The following is a 16,076-nucleotide window of genomic DNA, read 5'->3' on the forward strand; positions in this document are numbered from 1 at the left end:
TTTTTTAATTTCTTCTTATTAATTTTGCGTTTACCTGATCTGGTAATTTTTTTGGCATAGGTTTTATAAACCATATATTTCCATTTTTAAGTTGGATTTCACCTCCCCATTTTTCATCACTGTCAAATTCTATTTTTTCAATTGTTTCTTCTATGTCTTTTTTTACAACATAAAATAAAACTTCACCTTCACTGTTTTCTCTCAACATTATTTTAGCCATGTCTTAACCTTTCTATTGATTTTTTAATTATTTTTTTTAGACTATATGCATAATCTTTTTTAAAATTTATTTCTGAAAAGATTTTGAAATAATCTTTTGAATATCTAACAATATTTGTATTTAAATAATCATAATTTTGATCAATAAAATTATAATCATTTCTATAATGAACGCCTCTACTTTCTTCTCTGTTTAGGGCACTATATATCATTAATTCTGCAATTGTTAAAGAATTGAAAAATTCCAAAATTAACGATAATTCCACATTATTATCTTTTTCTTTATTGATACAACAAATTCCTAATTTTAATTCTCTTAAATACCGAACATAATCATGGGCTTTAAGAAGTGATTTTTCAGAACGAAAAGGACCGATGTTAAAAAAAAGAACTTCACCTAAGTTATTTTTTAATGAATTAATATTATATAAATTTTCACCATTTAAAATATAATCTATATTTTTTTCATCTTTTTCAAGATTAATAAAATTGATAGGTTTAAAATTTTCATTTTTTGCATATAATGCTGCCTCTTTTCCTGAAATTTTGCCAAAATAAGAAGCTTCAAGAAGTGAATTTCCTCCTAGCCTATTAGCTCCATGAATACCACTCATTGAGCATTCCCCACATGCATACACTCCATCCATAGTTGTTGAAGTATCATCTCTTATATAAATTCCTCCAATAGTATAATGAGCTGAAGGAGCTATTTCTAGAAGCTCTTTTTTTATATCAATATGTGCACTTCCCATAGCTATTTTATATGTTGCAGGGAGTTTTTCATCTATAATTTTTGTAGATAAATGTCTAAAATCAAGATATACTCTATGACCAATTTGAATATGTTTTAATATATCTCTTGATAAAACATCTCTCGTTGCTAATTCTTTCGTAAAGCGTTTTCCTGTTTCATCAATCAAGTAAGCGCCTTCAGCTCTTGCTGCTTCTGATATTAAAGAACCACTTCTTTTTAAAGCAGTTGGATGAAATTGTACAAATTCCATATTTGAAATTTTAATACCAGCTCTAAATGCAGCTGCAATTAAATCTCCTGAACTTTCTTGTGAATTAGTAGTATATCCTTTAAAAATACCAGCATACCCACCACCTGCTAATATTAATGCTTTACATCCTAAAGCAGTAACTTTTGAGTCAGCCTTTTTTAATAAAGAAATTCCTGATATTTTACCTTTACAAGGTATTAGATTAAGTAAATAATGATTTGTATAAAATTCAATACCTTCTTTTCTACAAGATTGCAATAATGACATTACTATAGCCGAACCTGTTCTGTCAGCAATATGGCATGTTCTTTTTTTACTACTGCCTCCCAGAGTTCTTTGAGATATTTTATTATCATTAGTCATATCAAATTTTACCCCCATTTCTATAAATTCTTTTATAATATTAGGGGCATCTTCACACATTTTTTTAACCATCTTATTTTTTGATAATTTTTTGGAAGCTTTTATAGTATCTTGAGCATGAAGTTTAGGAGAATCACCATTATTAGTATATATTGCAGCATTAATTCCACCTGAAGCTACTGCTGAATTTGACCTTAATAAAGAACTTTTAGTAACTACTGCAACTTTTAAACCCTCTTTTTTTGCATTAAGAGCTGCGGATAAACCTGCAATTCCACTTCCTACTACAATTACATCATATAGCATATTATTCTCCTACCAATAGATTTAACATATTTTCTTTTTTTGCCAAAGGTATATATGATAATATAAGATTATCTTTTATATGCTCTGGATTAACTGATCCAAATAAAGTAGTTAAACTACCGTTTGACCTTGCAAACTGAAGTGCTGTTATAATATTATTTAATTCCAAAGTATTAGTTAATTTTTTTATTTTTTTATTAAATTTACTTTTAAATAAATTCATTTGTAAAAGAGAAGAAGAATTTATTATATTTATTCCATATTTCTTAGCAACTTGATGTAAAGTATAATATTTTCCGTCTTCATCCATTTGATTTACATAATTAAACATATGGGGTTTAGCAATATTAAAAGGTGTTTGAATATATTTAAAATGATGTTTTTCCCCTCCAACGGATTTTGCTATATCAATCATTTCTTTGAGATTCAAATATTCAAGATGATTTTCTTCATATAAAAAAGCATTCCAAGATGCTATTCCATAATATTTAATTTTCTTTTTTTCCACCATTTGTTCAAAAAATTTAAAAGATTCTTTAATTCTTTCTATTACAATATCTCTTTTTACATATCCTAACTGAAATTCTGGATTATGTAAAAAGAAAATATCTATTCCTTCAATATTTAAATTTTTTAAAGAATTATTTAAACTCCATTCTAAAAACTTTGGATTCATACAGTGTTGATCTGCGACTATTTCTTCTTTTTTCGCCAAATAGTTTTTTATTATATTTTTATATATCCATTCATATGGATTATTGGGAAAAGGAAATTCTAAAGGTATAAATCCAGCTTTTGAAGAAATAACAAAATTTTCTCGAATAATTTCTCCATTTTTTATCATTTCGTTTAAAGCTTTTCCTATTTCTTTCTCACTTTCTTGATATCTATACACACTTGCAGTATCTATAAAATTTATACCATTTTGTAAAGCAGTTTTAGTAGATTTATAAAAATTTATTTGGGAAAGATAATTTTCTTCTTTATAAGGTTCTTTTCTAAAAGTTCCTAATCCTATTGATGAAACAAAAAAATCACCATTAAAATTATAAAAATCTTTTGAATATTTAGGAAATTTTTTAATATAAGAAAAAGTTCCTTCTACTGTAGCAAAATTCATTTTTTAATACCTTTATTTATAATTATTTACAATATATAATATGCAATTTTTATTCTATAAAGATACTTATGAGTTTAAAAAGATTAAATGTAGTTTATGGATAATGCTAAAAAATCACTAATTTTAGATAAGTTTTTATTCCCAAAATATACAATAATAATTGTAAGGAGTAATATAAGTTATAAAATATAATTTATTTCAGGATGGTTTTGTAATTTTTTGTAAAACTCATTTCTCTCATCTTCACTATTTACCATTACCTTTGCTTTTTGTGAATGAAAACTTTTATGACTTTTTGAATGTTTATGATCAAAATGAGTTGGTAAACACTCTTTTATAGCACTATGCAATTTATCTTTATCTTTTCCAAATACACAAAATTCCCATGTACAAGGATATTCTATTTTTGCTTCTTTTTTTTCCATAATCTATTCCTTTATTTATAAGATGGTTATATAATATAATATTTTTGAAGATTTGTCAAGTTTATTTAGTCTAAGCATATCAACTTAGACTAAATTGTTTTTATTGAAAAAATACAGTTGGGACAATTGTAGGATATTTTTTCATTTTTCTAAAGATATGTTTTCTTATAACACCTCTAACTTCATTTTCAAATACTCTATTTTTTTCAAATACATATGGTTTTGCATGTTTTAAAAATTCCACTAAAATACCTTCCATTTCTCTAGCAAATGAGGCATCTTCTCTATCACTTACAAGACCATAACTTGTAACTTTTGGTTTACCAATCAATTTTTTATTTTCTGAATCAACTTGTGCGATTATCATTACAATTCCATCATTTGCTAGTTTTTGTCTATCAACTACGATATCATCTGTAATTTCTTTATTTATTTGATTATCTATAAATATTTTACCTGTTTTGACAGTTTTAACTTTTCTAACTCTTTTTTGAGTTATTTCCATTTGGTCACCATCTTGCATAATAAAAATATTTCTATCATTAATTCCTATACTTTCAGCAGTTTTTTTATGTCTTAATAAATGATTATATTCTCCATGCACTGGCAAGAAAAACTTAGGTTGAACAAGTCTTAGCATAAGTTTTTGTTCTTCTTGTGCGGCATGTCCACTTACATGAATTTCACTAAAATCTTGATATGCTACTTTGGCACCTTTTTTCATTAAATAGTTGATTAGTTCACTAACTCCTGGTTCATTTCCTGGAATTGCTCTTGCACTAAGAACTATTTGATCACCTTCTTTTAATTTAACATGTCTATGTTCATCAATTGCCATTCTGTATAATGCACTCATACTTTCACCTTGGCTTCCAGTTGTTACAATTAAAACTTCATTATCTGGGTATCTTCCAATTTCATGTGCATCAATAAATATATTTTTAGGAAGTTTTATGTAACCTAAATTCATAGCTACATCAAGATTTTTTTCCATACTTCTACCAATTATACATACTTTTCTACCATGTTTTACTCCATAATCTATTGCTTGATAAACTCTATGGATGTTTGAAGAGAATGTTGACATAATAACTCTACCCTTACTTTCTGTAAAAAGTCTATCAAATGTTGGTCCTACTACACTCTCACTTGGAGTAATTCCTGGTTTATAAGAATTTGTAGAATCACTAAACATTGCTAAAACACCTTTTTCACCATAATATGCAATTCTTTGCAAGTCGGCTGGATAACCATCTATTGGTGAATGGTCGATTTTAAAATCGGCTGTATGGAAAATTGTTCCTGCTGGTGTTTGAATAGCAATTGAACTTGCATCGATGATTGAATGAGTCATATGAATCCATTCAACTATAAAATCACCTATTTTAATCTGTTTTCTTTTTTTTATACTTCTAAAATATGAAGTATATTCAAGCATTTTATGTTCTTTAAATTTATTTTCTATCATTGAAAGTGGAAGTGAAGTCCCATAAATTGGTACTTGTAATTCTTTAAATAAATATGGAACTGCACCAATATGATCTTCATGTCCATGAGTAATAATTAAACCTTTAAGTTTGTGTTTTATTTCTCTAAGATATGTAAAATCTGGAATTAATATATCAACTCCATGCATATCTTCTGTTGGGAAACTCATTCCACAATCGAAGATTATTGCGCTATCTTCTGTTTCAAAAACAGCACAGTTTCCTCCAATTTCATCAAGTCCTCCAAGTGGAGTAAATCTAACCCATCCCTTTTTTTCTTTATCAAGTTTTTGATCTGTATTTAATCTTGCAGCTTGAACTTTTTCATTTTCATTAAAAGCTTGTTTTAAATCTTTAAACCATACAAAATTTTTAGGATTTGGTTGTTTTCTTTGATAAGATTTATTATAAGTTTTTGTATTTTTAGTTTCTTTAGTTTCGTTTGAACTATTTTCTACTACTTTTTCCGTTTGTTGTTGTGGTGTCATTTTCGTTTTCTCCTTTTAATTCAGAAAAAACTTCATAAAACAGTTTGTCACTTACTTGATGTGGCCGAATATTTTCTTTTAAATTTATTTTATTAAATATAGTTTTTATAAATTCTTTATCATATTTTTGAGATAAATTTTTTAGGAGTGTTTTTCGCGGTTGGCTAAAAGCAATTTTTAGAAATTTTGCATAATCTTGATCATATTTTAATCTATTTTTTTTAAACAAAATTACTGATGACATCACTTTTGGTGCAGGGTTAAATGCAGTAGGAGGAATCTCAAATTTTATTTCTACTTCTGCTACTGAGTGTGCAATTATACTAAGCCCACTATGAATTTTTTCCCCACACTCGGCACTAAATTTTTGTGCTACTTCTTTTTGGATTAAAACCAAAATATTCTCACAATTTTCGTCATTTAGCGCTTTTAAAATGATATTTGTCGCTACATAATAAGGTAAATTAGCGATTAAGTTATATTTTTTTTCTCTTAATCTCCCCGTTTGCCAACTATCTAATACATCTCCACAGACAAGTTCTAAATTATCGAACTTGTCTTTTAATATTTTACATAAATCTTCGTCAATCTCATAAGCTACTAAGCTGTTTTTTTGAAGTAACTTTTCTGTTAAATCACCCAATCCAGGACCAATTTCGACAATTATATTGTCATTATTGGGCATCGATTCGATGATTTTATTTATATAGCTTTTATCTTGTAAAAAATTTTGTCCGAATTTCTTTTTTGCTTGTATTATAACATATCCTTTCGTTTTTTGGTAGAATTATAATATAAATTCATAAAAAAGGTAAAAAATTGAATTATTTAGCAAAAAGAATTATCCCTTGTTTAGATGTAAAAGATGGAAGAGTTGTTAAGGGTGTGAATTTTGTGGGTCTGCGTGATGCAGGCGATCCTGTAGAAGCAGCGGTCAGATATAATGAAGAAGGAGCAGATGAACTTACATTTTTGGATATTACTGCTTCAAATGAGGAGAGAGATACAATTGTTGATATTGTAAAAAATGTAGCAAAAGAAGTTTTTATCCCTTTAACTGTAGGAGGTGGAATTAGAAAACTTGATGATATTTATAAATTACTAAATGTTGGATGTGATAAAGTTTCTATCAATTCAAGTGCAGTAAAAAATCCTGATTTTATTAATGAAGGTGCTAAAAGATTTGGAAGTCAATGTATTGTTGTTGCTATTGATGTAAAACAAGTGAGAGCAAATAAATGGAATGTTTTTGTAAAAGGTGGTAGAGAAGATACTGGACTTGATGCAATTGCTTGGGCAAAAGAGGTAGTTGATAGAGGGGCAGGGGAAATTCTTCTCACAAGTATGGATACTGATGGAACAAAAGCAGGATTTGATATAAATATAACTAAAACTATTTCTGAATTAGTAAATGTGCCAGTAATTGCAAGTGGAGGTGCTGGAAAAATGGAACATTTCAAAGAAGTATTCCAAAATAGTGCTGACGCAGCCTTAGCCGCTTCTATTTTTCATTTTAAAGAAATTGATATTATGGATTTAAAACATTATTTAAATAATGAAAATATTACGGTTAGATTATGAATGAGATAGATTTTAAAGTTATTGAAGCATATTTAATAGATGGGTGGAGTCACAGAAAGATTCAATCTAAAATTTTTGAAATAGAAGCACCTTCAAGAGGCGGTGGTTTTGAAGCCATGAAAATTTTACATAGATTTGGTATAATTGCTAAATTCAAAGCTATTTTAGCTGGTCAAAAATTAAATAGAAAGTTATTCCAAGAATCACAAAATATAGAAATATACTTGGACAGAGTTAAGAAATATAAATGAATCATAAAAAAATAAATATTTATCAAGGAATTGCAACTATTATAGTAACACTTCTTGGAAGTGGTGTTTTCATAGTTCCAGCTCTTAGTGCAACATACAGTGGATGGTTTTCCTTGCTTTTATGGTTTTTAATGGCAATTTTAATTTTGCCTGTTGCATTTGTTTTTGGTAAACTTGGTAAAATTTATCCAAATGCTGGTGGAAGTGCTTATTTTGTAGAAAAAGCTTTTGGTAAAACTTTTGGAAAAATTACTTCCTTGCTTTATTTATCTATCATTCCTATAGGCCCTCCTGTAGTAATTATTACCGGAGCTGCATATTTAGCTGAAGCTTTTAATACTACAAATTTAATACCTTTTATTATTTTTATGAGTTTAATTATATTTTTATTAAATCTCATATCCTTTCGTATATCATCAAATATTAATATTTTCATAACTGTAACAATTGTTTTACTTGTTTCACTGTTTTTCATTATTTCTTTATTTCAGAATTTTAGTATCTCAAGTCATACATTAAATTTTATAAAAACAATGGGTATAATCTTTTGGTGTTTTGTAGGAATTGAAGCAATAACTCATCTTTCTCACGAATTTAAAAATGAAAACGATTTTTTCAAAGCTATATTAATAGCAATTTTTATCGTAACTTTTATGTATATGGCAGCAACATTTGCAGTTTTGGTATTTGGTGCTTATGGAGATGAATATAAAAATTTAAGCTCTTTTACTTTTATAGCATCTAAAATTTTACCTTTTGCTAAAATTATAATTGGAATAATTGCATTTTTAATATGTCTTATGGCGGTTAATTTATACATTGCTTCACTGACTAGACTTGCAACTACTTTTAATATTAATTTTAAAGTTGCACTTAGTATTATTGTTTTAACGATTTTGGGAGTAAGTTTATTAAAAGTTATATTTAATTTCAAAATTGATTTATTGATTATATATGCTAATGGAGTATTTGTTTTGGTTTATTTACTTGTAAGTTTAAGTGCCTTAAAACTTCTTGAAAATAAAAAAACAGCTTTTTTTGCTGTTTTAAATATGTTATTTGTAATTTTTATAATAGGTTTTGATATGGTTTATGCGTTTGGAATTTTGATTTTTCTTTATATATTTTTGAAATATAAAAGTAAATTTAGCATATAATGAAGAAAATAAGTGTTAAACTAATATATGATATAATATAAACAAGTAACCTCTCAAAAACAAAGGATGTATAATGAAAAAAGTAATTATTATTTTTTTTGTAGTTTTTTCATTTGCTTTTAAAGTTGAATTTAATAATCAATATCAAACTTATATAATTCCAAATAAACAAGCTATTTTAATTACAAAAGTTTTTCCAATTAATTATAGCAATAAAGTTATAACTAAAAAAGGAATAGTTTTATTAAATTATCAAAAAGCAGATGATTTTGTAAGAAATAGTCTCTATTTACCCCAAGGTGCTAATGTAAAAGATATAAATATTGCTATTTTTGATATTGATAAAGTAAGATTTAATATTATTCAAATGCTACAAAAAAAATATAAAACTTGCCAAATCAAAAAAATAGAATTTTTAGATAATACTCTTCAAAAAGTCTATTTTAAACCTACTACTATAAATTTAAAATATAAAACCATATTAAATTGTAAATAGTTTTTCCTTTTTAAAAGGAAAAGACTTACATAAAATCTATTGAAAAAAAGTTATATTTTATATATAATTTTATTCCAAAAACAAGTTGGGCAAACCAACGAGATCTTTTAAAGGAAAATTAATGGAAAGAATTAGACTTAAACTACAGGCTTACGAACATAGAGTATTAGATAAATCAGTAGCGATTATTATCGAAGCGATTAAAAGAACTGGAGCTGAAATCAAAGGTCCAATTCCATTACCTACAAAAATCAAGAGATACACGGTATTGAGATCACCTCATGTTAATAAAGATTCTAGAGAACAATTTGAAATAAGAATTCATAGAAGAATGATTGACGTTGTAGCAGCAAGCGGAGATACAGTTGACCAACTTATGAAACTTGAACTTGCACCAGAGGTGGATGTAGAAGTTAGAGCTTTAAATAAGTAAGGAGAAATGATGGAATTTATAGTTGAAAAAATTGGAATGAGTAGAACAATCTCAGTTCCAAGTACATCAGTTACTCTATTAAAAGTAAAAGATATCAAAGTAGTAGAAGTTAAAGATGATAAATCTTTAGTTGCTTACTCAGATGGTAAAAAATTTAATAAAGCAATTGAAGGTATGCAAAAAAAATATAATTTAAGTAAAGAATTTAATAGATTTGCTGAAATTGAAACAGCAAATAAAGAAGCTGGAGATTTAGATGTAACTCCAATTGCAACAGGAAAAACTGCAAAAGTTACATTTACTTCAAAAGGTAGAGGATTCAGTGGTGTTATTAAAAGACACGGATTTGCTGGAGGTCCAGGAGGTCATGGTTCAAGATTCCATAGAGCGCCAGGTTCAATCGGTAACTGTGAATGGCCTGGACGTGTTCAACCCGGACAAAAAATGCCAGGACAATATGGAAATACTACTAAAACTGTTAAAAATGAAATTTTAGAATTTAATGCAGATAGTGGAATTATTGTAGTAAAAGGAAGCGTTCCAGGTGCCAATGGGGCATTAGGAAGAGTAAGGATAGAAAAATGAGTATTGAAAAAGTAACAACATTACCAGAAGATTTTCAAGGTATTAATTCTCACAACCTTTACCTTTATGCAAAAGCATATTTAGCTAATTTAAGAGCAGGAACTGCTCATGCAAAAACAAGAGCAGAAGTTAGCGGTGGTGGAAGAAAACCTTTTAGACAAAAAGGTACAGGTAGAGCTAGACAAGGTAGTACAAGATCACCTATTCATGTTGGTGGTGGTGTAGCTCACGGACCAAGAAATGAAAGAAATTGGTCTCAAAAAATTAATAAAAAACAAAAAAAAGTTGCTTTAAAATATGCTTTAAATGAAAAAGCTGAAAGTGAAGCACTATTTGTAGTTAATTCAATTAAAATTGAATCAGGAAAAACAAAAGATGCAATTGCGTTTTTAAACCAAATAAATGCAAGAGACTATTTAGTAGTAGTTGATACATTAGATGAAAAAACATTTTTAGCATTTAGAAATGTTACAAATGCTTATGTTATTGAAGCAAGTGAATTAAATGCTTACGATACAGCAAGTTTTTACTCAATAGTAATCGAAAAATCAGCTTTTGACAAAGTTATAAAAGGCTAAAAAATGGCAGATATTACAGATATTAAATCAATCGTATATACAGAAAAAGCTCTAAATTTACAAGAGCAAGGTGTGTTAGTAGTTCAAACTGCACCAAAAGTGACTAAAAATCAAATTAAAGAGATTTTTAAAGATTATTTCGGAATCAAAGTTTTAGGTATTAATTCTTTAAGACAAACTGGTAAAGCTAAAAGATTTAAAGGAATTGCCGGAAAAAGAAATGACTATAAAAAATTCTATGTAAGTATCCCAGAAGATGCTAAAATAGAAAGTTTAAGCGTATAAGGATAAAAAATGGCAATAAAATCATATAGACCATATACACCTTCAAGAAGATTTATGTCAACACTTGATAATAGTGATATTACAAGTAAACCGACAGTAAAAAGCTTATTAAAAAAACTTCCAGCAACAGCAGGAAGAAATAATAATGGTAGAATTACTTCAAGACATAGAGAAGGTGGGGCAAAAAAACTTTACAGAATTATTGATTTCAAAAGAAACAAATTTGGAATTGAAGGTGTAATTTCAACAATCGAATATGACCCATATAGAAATTGTAGAATTTGTCTTGTAACTTACAAAGATGGAGAAAAAAGATATATTATTCAACCAGAAGGACTTAAAGTTGGTGATGTAGTACAATCTGCAGAAGCTGGACTTGATGTTAAACCTGGAAATGCAATGAAAATCAAAAACATCCCAGTTGGGACAGTTATTCACGCTCTTGAAATGAAACCTGGAAAAGGTGCTCAAATCGTAAGAAGTGCTGGAAATTCAGCTCAAATTATGGGTAGAGAAGGTAAATATGTAATCGTTAGATTACCATCTGGTGAAATGAGATATATTCTTGGTGAGTGTATGGCAACAGTTGGTACTGTTGGTAATGCTGATATTCAAAATGTTACTATTGGTAAAGCTGGTAGAAGCAGACATTTAGGTAAAAGACCACAAACTAGAGGTATCGCAATGAACCCAGTAGATCATCCACATGGTGGGGGTGAAGGTAGAAGTAAAGGTAACATTCCTGTAACACCTTGGGGTAAACCAACTAAGGGTTATAGAACTAGAAAAAATAAACAATCTGATAAATATATTATCTCAAGAAGAAAAAAATAAGGACGGGAAATGGCTAGAAGTTTAAAAAAAGGTCCTTTTGTTGATGCTCACTTAGAGAAAAAAGTTGAGACAGCAAAACAAGAAAAAAACCCAAAACCTATTAAGACATGGTCAAGAAGAAGTACTATTACTCCTGATATGATTGGTTTAACAATTAATGTACATAATGGAAGAGATTTTATTCCTGTATATGTTACAGAAAGACATGTTGGATTTAAACTTGGTGAATTTGCACCAACAAGAACTTTCAAAGGACACAAAGGTAGTGTTCAGAAAAAAATTGGTAAATAAGGATAATTTATGAGTACAGCAAAATTAAAATTCATCAGATTATCATCATTAAAAGCTAGATTAGTAGCGAAAGAAATTCAAGGTATGAATGCAGAATTAGCTTTAGCTAAAATGGAATTTATGCCAAACAAAGCTGCTAGACTTATCGCAAAAGTTGTTGCAAGTGCAATTGCTAATGGTGGTTATGATGCAAATGAGGTAGTTATCTCATCTGTTAGAATTGACAAAGGGCCAGTTTTAAAAAGATTTAAAGCAAGAGCAAGAGGTATGGGGACAAGAATAATTAAACCAACATCTCATATTTTCGTAGAAGTTACAAAGGAACAATAATGGGTCAAAAAACGAATCCTATCGGACTAAGACTTGGTATTAACAGAAACTGGAGAAGTAGATGGTTTACTGACGAAAAAGTTATGCCAGCTAATGTTAAAGAAGATTATGAATTAAGAAAATTCTTAAAGAAAAAACTTTATTATGCAGGGATTAGTGATATTTTAATTGAAAGAACAGGAAATAAAGTAAGAATTACAATTTTTGCTGCAAAACCTGGAATTATTATTGGTAAACAAGGTAGTGAAGTTGAAAAACTTAAAATTGAACTTGTTAACTATACTGATAAAGAATTAGTATTAAATATTAAAGAAGAAAGAAAGCCTCAACTTTCAGCACAACTTGCAGCAGAATCTGTAGCGACTCAACTTGAAAAAAGGGTTGCATTTAGAAGAGCTATGAAAAAAGTTATGCAATTAGCTTTAAAATCTGGAGCAAAAGGAATTAAAGTTCAAGTTGCAGGAAGATTAGCTGGAGCTGAAATGGCAAGAACTGAATGGTATCTTGAAGGAAGAGTTCCTCTTCATACTTTAAGAGCAAAAATCGATTATGGTTTTGCTGAAGCTTTAACAACTTATGGAATTATTGGTTGTAAAGTTTGGATATTCAAAGGTGAAGTTCTTTCTAAATCGCCATTAGAAGAAAAATCTGAAAGACCTCAAAGAAGAAAACCAAGAGGTAAAGGAAGAAAACATGTTAATGCCAAAAAGAACTAAATATAGAAAACAAATGAAAGGTAGAAACAGAGGTAAAGCTCAAAGAGGAAATAGCCTTGCGTTTGGAACTGTTGGATTAAAAGCGACTGAACTTGGAAGAATTAATTCAAGACAAATTGAAGCTTGTAGGGTTACAATAAGTAGAACAATGAACAGAACTGGTAAAATTTGGATTAGAGTATTCCCTGACAAACCATTAACTTCAAGACCTGTTGGAGTGAGAATGGGGAAAGGTAAAGGTAGTGTAGAAGAATGGGTTATGAATATTCAACCTGGAAGAGTTCTATTCGAAATTACTGGTGTTAGCGATGAAATAGCTAAAAAAGCTATGAAAAATGCATCACAAAAATTACCATTTAAAGTAAAAATGGTTACAGTGGAGAGTGAAAATGAAATATACTGAGTTACAAGATAAAACATTAGAAGAATTAAATAAACTTCTAAAAGACAAAAAAGTTGAACTTTTTGAAAACAGAATGAAATTAAGAACTATGCAATTGCAAGATAGTTCTGTTATTAGAAAAATCAAAAAAAATATAGCTAGAATTAAAACCGCTATATCAATAAAAGGTTGATACATGGCTAAAAAAACTATCCAAGGAAAAGTTGTAGCTAAAAGTGGTGATAAAACTGCAAGAGTTCTTGTAGAAAGAAGAGTTCTTCACCCAAAATATAGAAAAATTGTTAAAAAATTTAAAAACTATTTAATTCATGATGAAAATAATCAATTAAATATTGGAGATTCCGTTGTTGCTGAGGAATGCAGACCTCTATCAAAAACAAAAACTTTTGAACTAAAAAGTGTTATCTCTAAAGCAGGAGAATAATTATGATACAACCATTCACAAGACTACAGATTGCCGACAATAGTGGGGCAAAAGAAATTATGTGTATTAAAGTATTAGGTGGTAGTAAAAGAAGATATGCAACTTTAGGTGATGTTATTGTTGCTTCTGTAAAAAAAGCTACTCCTAATGGAAAAGTAAAAAAAGGTGAAGTAGTAAAAGCTGTAATCGTGAGAACTAAAAAAGAAGTTCAAAGAGAAAATGGATCTTTAATTAGATTTGATGAAAATGCGGCTGTTATTCTTGATGCAAAAAAAGAACCAATTGGAACAAGAATTTTTGGACCTGTTGGAAGAGAAGTTAGATATGCTAACTTTATGAAAATAGTTTCACTTGCACCGGAGGTATTATAATGGCAAAATTTAATATAAAAAAAGGTGATAATGTAAAAGTTATTGCTGGAGACGACAAAGGTAAAACTGCAGAAGTTTTACAAGTATTAAGAAAAGAAGAAAAAGTTTTAGTTAAAGGTGTAAACCTTGTAAAAAAAGCTGTAAAACCAACAGAAGAGAATCCAAAAGGTGGTCATGAATTTGTTGAAAGACCAATTCATATCTCTAATGTAAAAAAAGTAGAAGGCTAAGAAAATGAGTTTAAAAGAATTATATACAAACGAAATTAGACCGAAATTAGCTGAAGAATTTGATATTAAAAATCCTATGCTAATTCCAGCACTTGAAAAAATTTCAATTAGTGTTGGTCTAGGAGAAGGTGGTAAAGACAAAAAGTATATTGAAAATGTAGTTAATACTATTAGTTTAATTGCAGGGCAACATGCTGTTGTTACAAAAGCTAAAAAATCTATTGCTGGATTTAAACTTAGAGAAGGTATGGAAGTTGGTGTAAAAGTTACACTTAGAAAAGATAGAATGTATAACTTCCTAAAAAAACTTATTTCTATTGCACTTCCAAGAGTTAGAGACTTTAAAGGTGTGAATAGAAACGGTTTTGACGGAAGAGGAAATTTTAGTTTTGGTTTAACTGAACAATTAATTTTCCCAGAAGTTAAATATGATGAAATTATTAAAGTTCATGGTATGAATATTACTCTTACTACAACAGGTGAAAGTGATAAAGAAGCTTTAAGAATGCTTGAAATGTTTGGTTTCCCATTCACAAAAGGAAGAAACAATGGCTAAAAAAAGTATGATTGCAAAACAACAAAGAAAACCTAAATTTAAAGTAAGAGCTTACACAAGATGTTCTATCTGTGGAAGACCTCACTCTGTTTATAAAGATTTTGGAATTTGTAGAATTTGTTTAAGAAAAATGGCTAACGAGGGATTACTTCCTGGTGTTAGAAAAGCAAGCTGGTAAAAGGATACGACTATGATGAGTGATATTATTGCAGATGGATTAACAAGAATCAGAAATGCCGCTGCTAGAAAACTTGATACAACAACTTTGCTTTATTCTAAACTTATGGCTAATGTTTTAGAAGTATTCAAAACAAAAGGATACATCGAAAGCTATAAAGTTGAAGATAAAGATAAAAAACAATCAATTGTTGTTGTTTTAAAATATGATGAAAACGGAAATTCTGTTATAAATGAAATTAAAAAACTTTCAAAACCTGGAAGAAGAGATTATAAAGGGTTTAAAGAAGCTAAATCTTTTAAAAACGGATATGGAACAATTGTTGTTTCTACAAGTAAAGGTGTGATTGCTAATGATGAAGCTTACAAAAACAAAGTAGGCGGAGAAGTAATCTGCAGTATTTGGTAAAAAGGAAAAATAAATGAGTAGAATTGGAAAATTACCTATAGCTTTACCTGCTGGAATTGAGGCAAAGTTAGAAGGAACAAAACTAATTATCAAAAATTCAAAAGAAACAAAAGAATTAGAAACTTTTGCTAGAGTAGCTATTGAAATTAAAGATAATAGTATTGTAATGAGTAGAATTGGTGAAGATAAATCATCAAGTGCATTCTGGGGAACATATAGAGCGTTAGCAAATAATATGGTTCTAGGTTTAAGTACTGGATTTACAAAACAACTTATATTCAACGGTGTTGGATATAGAGCTGCTGTAAAAGGTAAAGTTTTAGAACTTAATCTTGGTTTTTCACATCCAATTAATTTTGAAATTCCAGCTGAAATTACTATCACAGTTGAAAAAAACACTATCACAATCAAAGGTAGTGACAAACAATTAGTTGGTCAAGTTGCGGCTGAAATCAGAGGTTATAGACCACCTGAACCTTACAAAGGTAAAGGAATTAAATATGCAGATGAGCATATTATAAGAAAAGCCGGAAAAACAGCTAAGAAATAAGGTGTGA

General features: G+C 28.7%; 27 protein-coding genes. 21 read left to right on the forward strand and 6 right to left on the reverse strand.

Features of this window, described 5'->3' with window-relative positions:
- Positions 1 to 4: 4 nt before the first annotated feature.
- The 6 genes from nifT to rsmA all read right to left on the reverse strand — a co-directional run bounded on the left by nifT (position 5) and on the right by rsmA (position 6,172).
- Positions 5 to 220: a putative nitrogen fixation protein NifT gene (gene nifT, locus ACZ5OA_RS00345; RefSeq protein ID WP_464907552.1), complete on the reverse strand. Its 216-nt coding sequence runs from the start codon at positions 218 to 220 to the stop codon at positions 5 to 7.
- Positions 213 to 1,892 (reverse strand): L-aspartate oxidase, encoded by a 1,680-nt coding sequence (locus tag ACZ5OA_RS00350; RefSeq protein WP_464907553.1) that lies wholly within the window; start codon positions 1,890 to 1,892, stop codon positions 213 to 215. Before ACZ5OA_RS00350 ends, nifT begins: the two co-directional genes overlap by 8 nt.
- Before the next feature lies 1 nt (position 1,893).
- The gene (locus ACZ5OA_RS00355) at positions 1,894 to 3,012 is read right to left on the reverse strand and encodes an aldo/keto reductase (RefSeq protein ID WP_464907554.1); all 1,119 of its coding nucleotides are present in this window, start codon (positions 3,010 to 3,012) and stop codon (positions 1,894 to 1,896) included.
- Between the two features lie 179 nt (positions 3,013 to 3,191).
- Positions 3,192 to 3,437 carry an HP0495 family protein gene (locus tag ACZ5OA_RS00360; RefSeq protein WP_464907555.1) on the reverse strand — a complete coding sequence of 82 codons (246 nt, stop codon included), beginning with the start codon at positions 3,435 to 3,437 and terminating at the stop codon, positions 3,192 to 3,194.
- A gap of 100 nt (positions 3,438 to 3,537) precedes the next feature.
- On the reverse strand, positions 3,538 to 5,412 hold the full coding sequence (locus ACZ5OA_RS00365; protein WP_464907556.1) for a ribonuclease J: 1,875 nt from the start codon (positions 5,410 to 5,412) through the stop codon (positions 3,538 to 3,540).
- Complete coding sequence (rsmA, locus tag ACZ5OA_RS00370; protein ID WP_464908303.1) at positions 5,372 to 6,172, reverse strand: 16S rRNA (adenine(1518)-N(6)/adenine(1519)-N(6))-dimethyltransferase RsmA; 801 nt, start codon at positions 6,170 to 6,172, stop codon at positions 5,372 to 5,374. The genes ACZ5OA_RS00365 and rsmA overlap by 41 nt, the downstream gene beginning before the upstream one ends.
- Positions 6,173 to 6,231: 59 nt before the next feature.
- Between rsmA and hisF the strand changes: the two genes are divergently transcribed.
- The 21 genes from hisF to rplF all read left to right on the forward strand — a co-directional run bounded on the left by hisF (position 6,232) and on the right by rplF (position 16,069).
- Positions 6,232 to 6,993 carry an imidazole glycerol phosphate synthase subunit HisF gene (gene hisF, locus ACZ5OA_RS00375; RefSeq protein WP_464907557.1) on the forward strand — a complete coding sequence of 254 codons (762 nt, stop codon included), beginning with the start codon at positions 6,232 to 6,234 and terminating at the stop codon, positions 6,991 to 6,993.
- A complete protein-coding gene (locus ACZ5OA_RS00380) occupies positions 6,990 to 7,244 on the forward strand; it encodes a hypothetical protein (protein ID WP_464907558.1) in 255 nt (84 codons plus the stop codon). Before hisF ends, ACZ5OA_RS00380 begins: the two co-directional genes overlap by 4 nt.
- On the forward strand, positions 7,241 to 8,401 hold the full coding sequence (locus ACZ5OA_RS00385; RefSeq protein ID WP_464907559.1) for an amino acid permease: 1,161 nt from the start codon (positions 7,241 to 7,243) through the stop codon (positions 8,399 to 8,401). The genes ACZ5OA_RS00380 and ACZ5OA_RS00385 overlap by 4 nt, the downstream gene beginning before the upstream one ends.
- A 73-nt stretch (positions 8,402 to 8,474) precedes the next feature.
- Complete coding sequence (locus ACZ5OA_RS00390) at positions 8,475 to 8,897, forward strand: hypothetical protein (RefSeq protein WP_464907560.1); 423 nt, start codon at positions 8,475 to 8,477, stop codon at positions 8,895 to 8,897.
- A 121-nt stretch (positions 8,898 to 9,018) separates the two neighbouring features.
- A complete protein-coding gene (rpsJ, locus tag ACZ5OA_RS00395; protein ID WP_464907561.1) occupies positions 9,019 to 9,330 on the forward strand; it encodes a 30S ribosomal protein S10 in 312 nt (103 codons plus the stop codon).
- Positions 9,331 to 9,339: 9 nt separating this feature from the next.
- Entirely contained in the window at positions 9,340 to 9,915 is a 576-nt protein-coding gene (rplC, locus tag ACZ5OA_RS00400; RefSeq protein WP_464907562.1) for a 50S ribosomal protein L3, read from the forward strand.
- Complete coding sequence (rplD, locus tag ACZ5OA_RS00405) at positions 9,912 to 10,493, forward strand: 50S ribosomal protein L4 (protein ID WP_464907563.1); 582 nt, start codon at positions 9,912 to 9,914, stop codon at positions 10,491 to 10,493. Before rplC ends, rplD begins: the two co-directional genes overlap by 4 nt.
- 3 nt (positions 10,494 to 10,496) lie before the next feature.
- Positions 10,497 to 10,778 (forward strand): 50S ribosomal protein L23, encoded by a 282-nt coding sequence (locus ACZ5OA_RS00410; RefSeq protein WP_464907564.1) that lies wholly within the window; start codon positions 10,497 to 10,499, stop codon positions 10,776 to 10,778.
- Positions 10,779 to 10,787: 9 nt separating this feature from the next.
- The gene (gene rplB, locus ACZ5OA_RS00415) at positions 10,788 to 11,612 is read left to right on the forward strand and encodes a 50S ribosomal protein L2 (protein ID WP_464907565.1); all 825 of its coding nucleotides are present in this window, start codon (positions 10,788 to 10,790) and stop codon (positions 11,610 to 11,612) included.
- Positions 11,613 to 11,621: 9 nt separating this feature from the next.
- On the forward strand, positions 11,622 to 11,903 hold the full coding sequence (gene rpsS / locus ACZ5OA_RS00420; RefSeq protein WP_464907566.1) for a 30S ribosomal protein S19: 282 nt from the start codon (positions 11,622 to 11,624) through the stop codon (positions 11,901 to 11,903).
- 9 nt (positions 11,904 to 11,912) lie between these two features.
- Positions 11,913 to 12,233, forward strand: a complete 321-nt coding sequence (gene rplV / locus ACZ5OA_RS00425) for a 50S ribosomal protein L22 (protein ID WP_464907567.1) — start codon at positions 11,913 to 11,915, stop codon at positions 12,231 to 12,233.
- Positions 12,233 to 12,949, forward strand: coding sequence for a 30S ribosomal protein S3 (gene rpsC / locus ACZ5OA_RS00430; protein WP_464907568.1), 717 nt, complete (start codon positions 12,233 to 12,235; stop codon positions 12,947 to 12,949). The genes rplV and rpsC overlap by 1 nt, the downstream gene beginning before the upstream one ends.
- Positions 12,927 to 13,352: a 50S ribosomal protein L16 gene (rplP, locus tag ACZ5OA_RS00435; protein ID WP_464907569.1), complete on the forward strand. Its 426-nt coding sequence runs from the start codon at positions 12,927 to 12,929 to the stop codon at positions 13,350 to 13,352. The genes rpsC and rplP overlap by 23 nt, the downstream gene beginning before the upstream one ends.
- The gene (gene rpmC, locus ACZ5OA_RS00440; RefSeq protein ID WP_464907570.1) at positions 13,339 to 13,524 is read left to right on the forward strand and encodes a 50S ribosomal protein L29; all 186 of its coding nucleotides are present in this window, start codon (positions 13,339 to 13,341) and stop codon (positions 13,522 to 13,524) included. Before rplP ends, rpmC begins: the two co-directional genes overlap by 14 nt.
- A 3-nt stretch (positions 13,525 to 13,527) precedes the next feature.
- Positions 13,528 to 13,776, forward strand: coding sequence for a 30S ribosomal protein S17 (gene rpsQ / locus ACZ5OA_RS00445; RefSeq protein ID WP_464907571.1), 249 nt, complete (start codon positions 13,528 to 13,530; stop codon positions 13,774 to 13,776).
- 2 nt (positions 13,777 to 13,778) lie between these two features.
- Entirely contained in the window at positions 13,779 to 14,147 is a 369-nt protein-coding gene (gene rplN, locus ACZ5OA_RS00450) for a 50S ribosomal protein L14 (protein WP_464907572.1), read from the forward strand.
- Positions 14,147 to 14,377 (forward strand): 50S ribosomal protein L24, encoded by a 231-nt coding sequence (gene rplX, locus ACZ5OA_RS00455; protein WP_464907573.1) that lies wholly within the window; start codon positions 14,147 to 14,149, stop codon positions 14,375 to 14,377. The genes rplN and rplX overlap by 1 nt, the downstream gene beginning before the upstream one ends.
- A 4-nt stretch (positions 14,378 to 14,381) precedes the next feature.
- Positions 14,382 to 14,933, forward strand: a complete 552-nt coding sequence (rplE, locus tag ACZ5OA_RS00460; RefSeq protein ID WP_464907574.1) for a 50S ribosomal protein L5 — start codon at positions 14,382 to 14,384, stop codon at positions 14,931 to 14,933.
- Entirely contained in the window at positions 14,926 to 15,111 is a 186-nt protein-coding gene (locus ACZ5OA_RS00465) for a type Z 30S ribosomal protein S14 (protein ID WP_464907575.1), read from the forward strand. The genes rplE and ACZ5OA_RS00465 overlap by 8 nt, the downstream gene beginning before the upstream one ends.
- Before the next feature lie 12 nt (positions 15,112 to 15,123).
- The gene (rpsH, locus tag ACZ5OA_RS00470; RefSeq protein WP_464907576.1) at positions 15,124 to 15,519 is read left to right on the forward strand and encodes a 30S ribosomal protein S8; all 396 of its coding nucleotides are present in this window, start codon (positions 15,124 to 15,126) and stop codon (positions 15,517 to 15,519) included.
- A 13-nt stretch (positions 15,520 to 15,532) separates the two neighbouring features.
- A complete protein-coding gene (gene rplF, locus ACZ5OA_RS00475) occupies positions 15,533 to 16,069 on the forward strand; it encodes a 50S ribosomal protein L6 (protein ID WP_464907577.1) in 537 nt (178 codons plus the stop codon).
- Positions 16,070 to 16,076: the final 7 nt, after the last annotated feature.

It is taken from the genome of Thioreductor micantisoli (genome assembly GCF_055392745.1).

Coding starts and splice junctions, on each gene's coding strand:
- rpsH (WP_464907576.1), top strand. CDS start 15,124: ATGATGAGTGATATTATTGCAGATGGATTAACAAGAATCAGAAATGCC.
- rplC (WP_464907562.1), top strand. CDS start 9,340: ATGGAATTTATAGTTGAAAAAATTGGAATGAGTAGAACAATCTCAGTT.
- rpsQ (WP_464907571.1), top strand. CDS start 13,528: ATGGCTAAAAAAACTATCCAAGGAAAAGTTGTAGCTAAAAGTGGTGAT.
- rpsC (WP_464907568.1), top strand. CDS start 12,233: ATGGGTCAAAAAACGAATCCTATCGGACTAAGACTTGGTATTAACAGA.
- rplD (WP_464907563.1), top strand. CDS start 9,912: ATGAGTATTGAAAAAGTAACAACATTACCAGAAGATTTTCAAGGTATT.
- ACZ5OA_RS00360 (WP_464907555.1), bottom strand. CDS start 3,437: ATGGAAAAAAAAGAAGCAAAAATAGAATATCCTTGTACATGGGAATTT.
- rplV (WP_464907567.1), top strand. CDS start 11,913: ATGAGTACAGCAAAATTAAAATTCATCAGATTATCATCATTAAAAGCT.
- rplX (WP_464907573.1), top strand. CDS start 14,147: ATGGCAAAATTTAATATAAAAAAAGGTGATAATGTAAAAGTTATTGCT.
- ACZ5OA_RS00355 (WP_464907554.1), bottom strand. CDS start 3,012: ATGAATTTTGCTACAGTAGAAGGAACTTTTTCTTATATTAAAAAATTT.
- rplN (WP_464907572.1), top strand. CDS start 13,779: ATGATACAACCATTCACAAGACTACAGATTGCCGACAATAGTGGGGCA.
- ACZ5OA_RS00465 (WP_464907575.1), top strand. CDS start 14,926: ATGGCTAAAAAAAGTATGATTGCAAAACAACAAAGAAAACCTAAATTT.
- ACZ5OA_RS00380 (WP_464907558.1), top strand. CDS start 6,990: ATGAATGAGATAGATTTTAAAGTTATTGAAGCATATTTAATAGATGGG.
- ACZ5OA_RS00385 (WP_464907559.1), top strand. CDS start 7,241: ATGAATCATAAAAAAATAAATATTTATCAAGGAATTGCAACTATTATA.
- ACZ5OA_RS00365 (WP_464907556.1), bottom strand. CDS start 5,412: ATGACACCACAACAACAAACGGAAAAAGTAGTAGAAAATAGTTCAAAC.
- ACZ5OA_RS00410 (WP_464907564.1), top strand. CDS start 10,497: ATGGCAGATATTACAGATATTAAATCAATCGTATATACAGAAAAAGCT.
- rplF (WP_464907577.1), top strand. CDS start 15,533: ATGAGTAGAATTGGAAAATTACCTATAGCTTTACCTGCTGGAATTGAG.
- rpsS (WP_464907566.1), top strand. CDS start 11,622: ATGGCTAGAAGTTTAAAAAAAGGTCCTTTTGTTGATGCTCACTTAGAG.
- ACZ5OA_RS00390 (WP_464907560.1), top strand. CDS start 8,475: ATGAAAAAAGTAATTATTATTTTTTTTGTAGTTTTTTCATTTGCTTTT.
- rpsJ (WP_464907561.1), top strand. CDS start 9,019: ATGGAAAGAATTAGACTTAAACTACAGGCTTACGAACATAGAGTATTA.
- ACZ5OA_RS00350 (WP_464907553.1), bottom strand. CDS start 1,892: ATGCTATATGATGTAATTGTAGTAGGAAGTGGAATTGCAGGTTTATCC.
- rplB (WP_464907565.1), top strand. CDS start 10,788: ATGGCAATAAAATCATATAGACCATATACACCTTCAAGAAGATTTATG.
- nifT (WP_464907552.1), bottom strand. CDS start 220: ATGGCTAAAATAATGTTGAGAGAAAACAGTGAAGGTGAAGTTTTATTT.
- rplE (WP_464907574.1), top strand. CDS start 14,382: ATGAGTTTAAAAGAATTATATACAAACGAAATTAGACCGAAATTAGCT.
- rpmC (WP_464907570.1), top strand. CDS start 13,339: ATGAAATATACTGAGTTACAAGATAAAACATTAGAAGAATTAAATAAA.
- rplP (WP_464907569.1), top strand. CDS start 12,927: ATGTTAATGCCAAAAAGAACTAAATATAGAAAACAAATGAAAGGTAGA.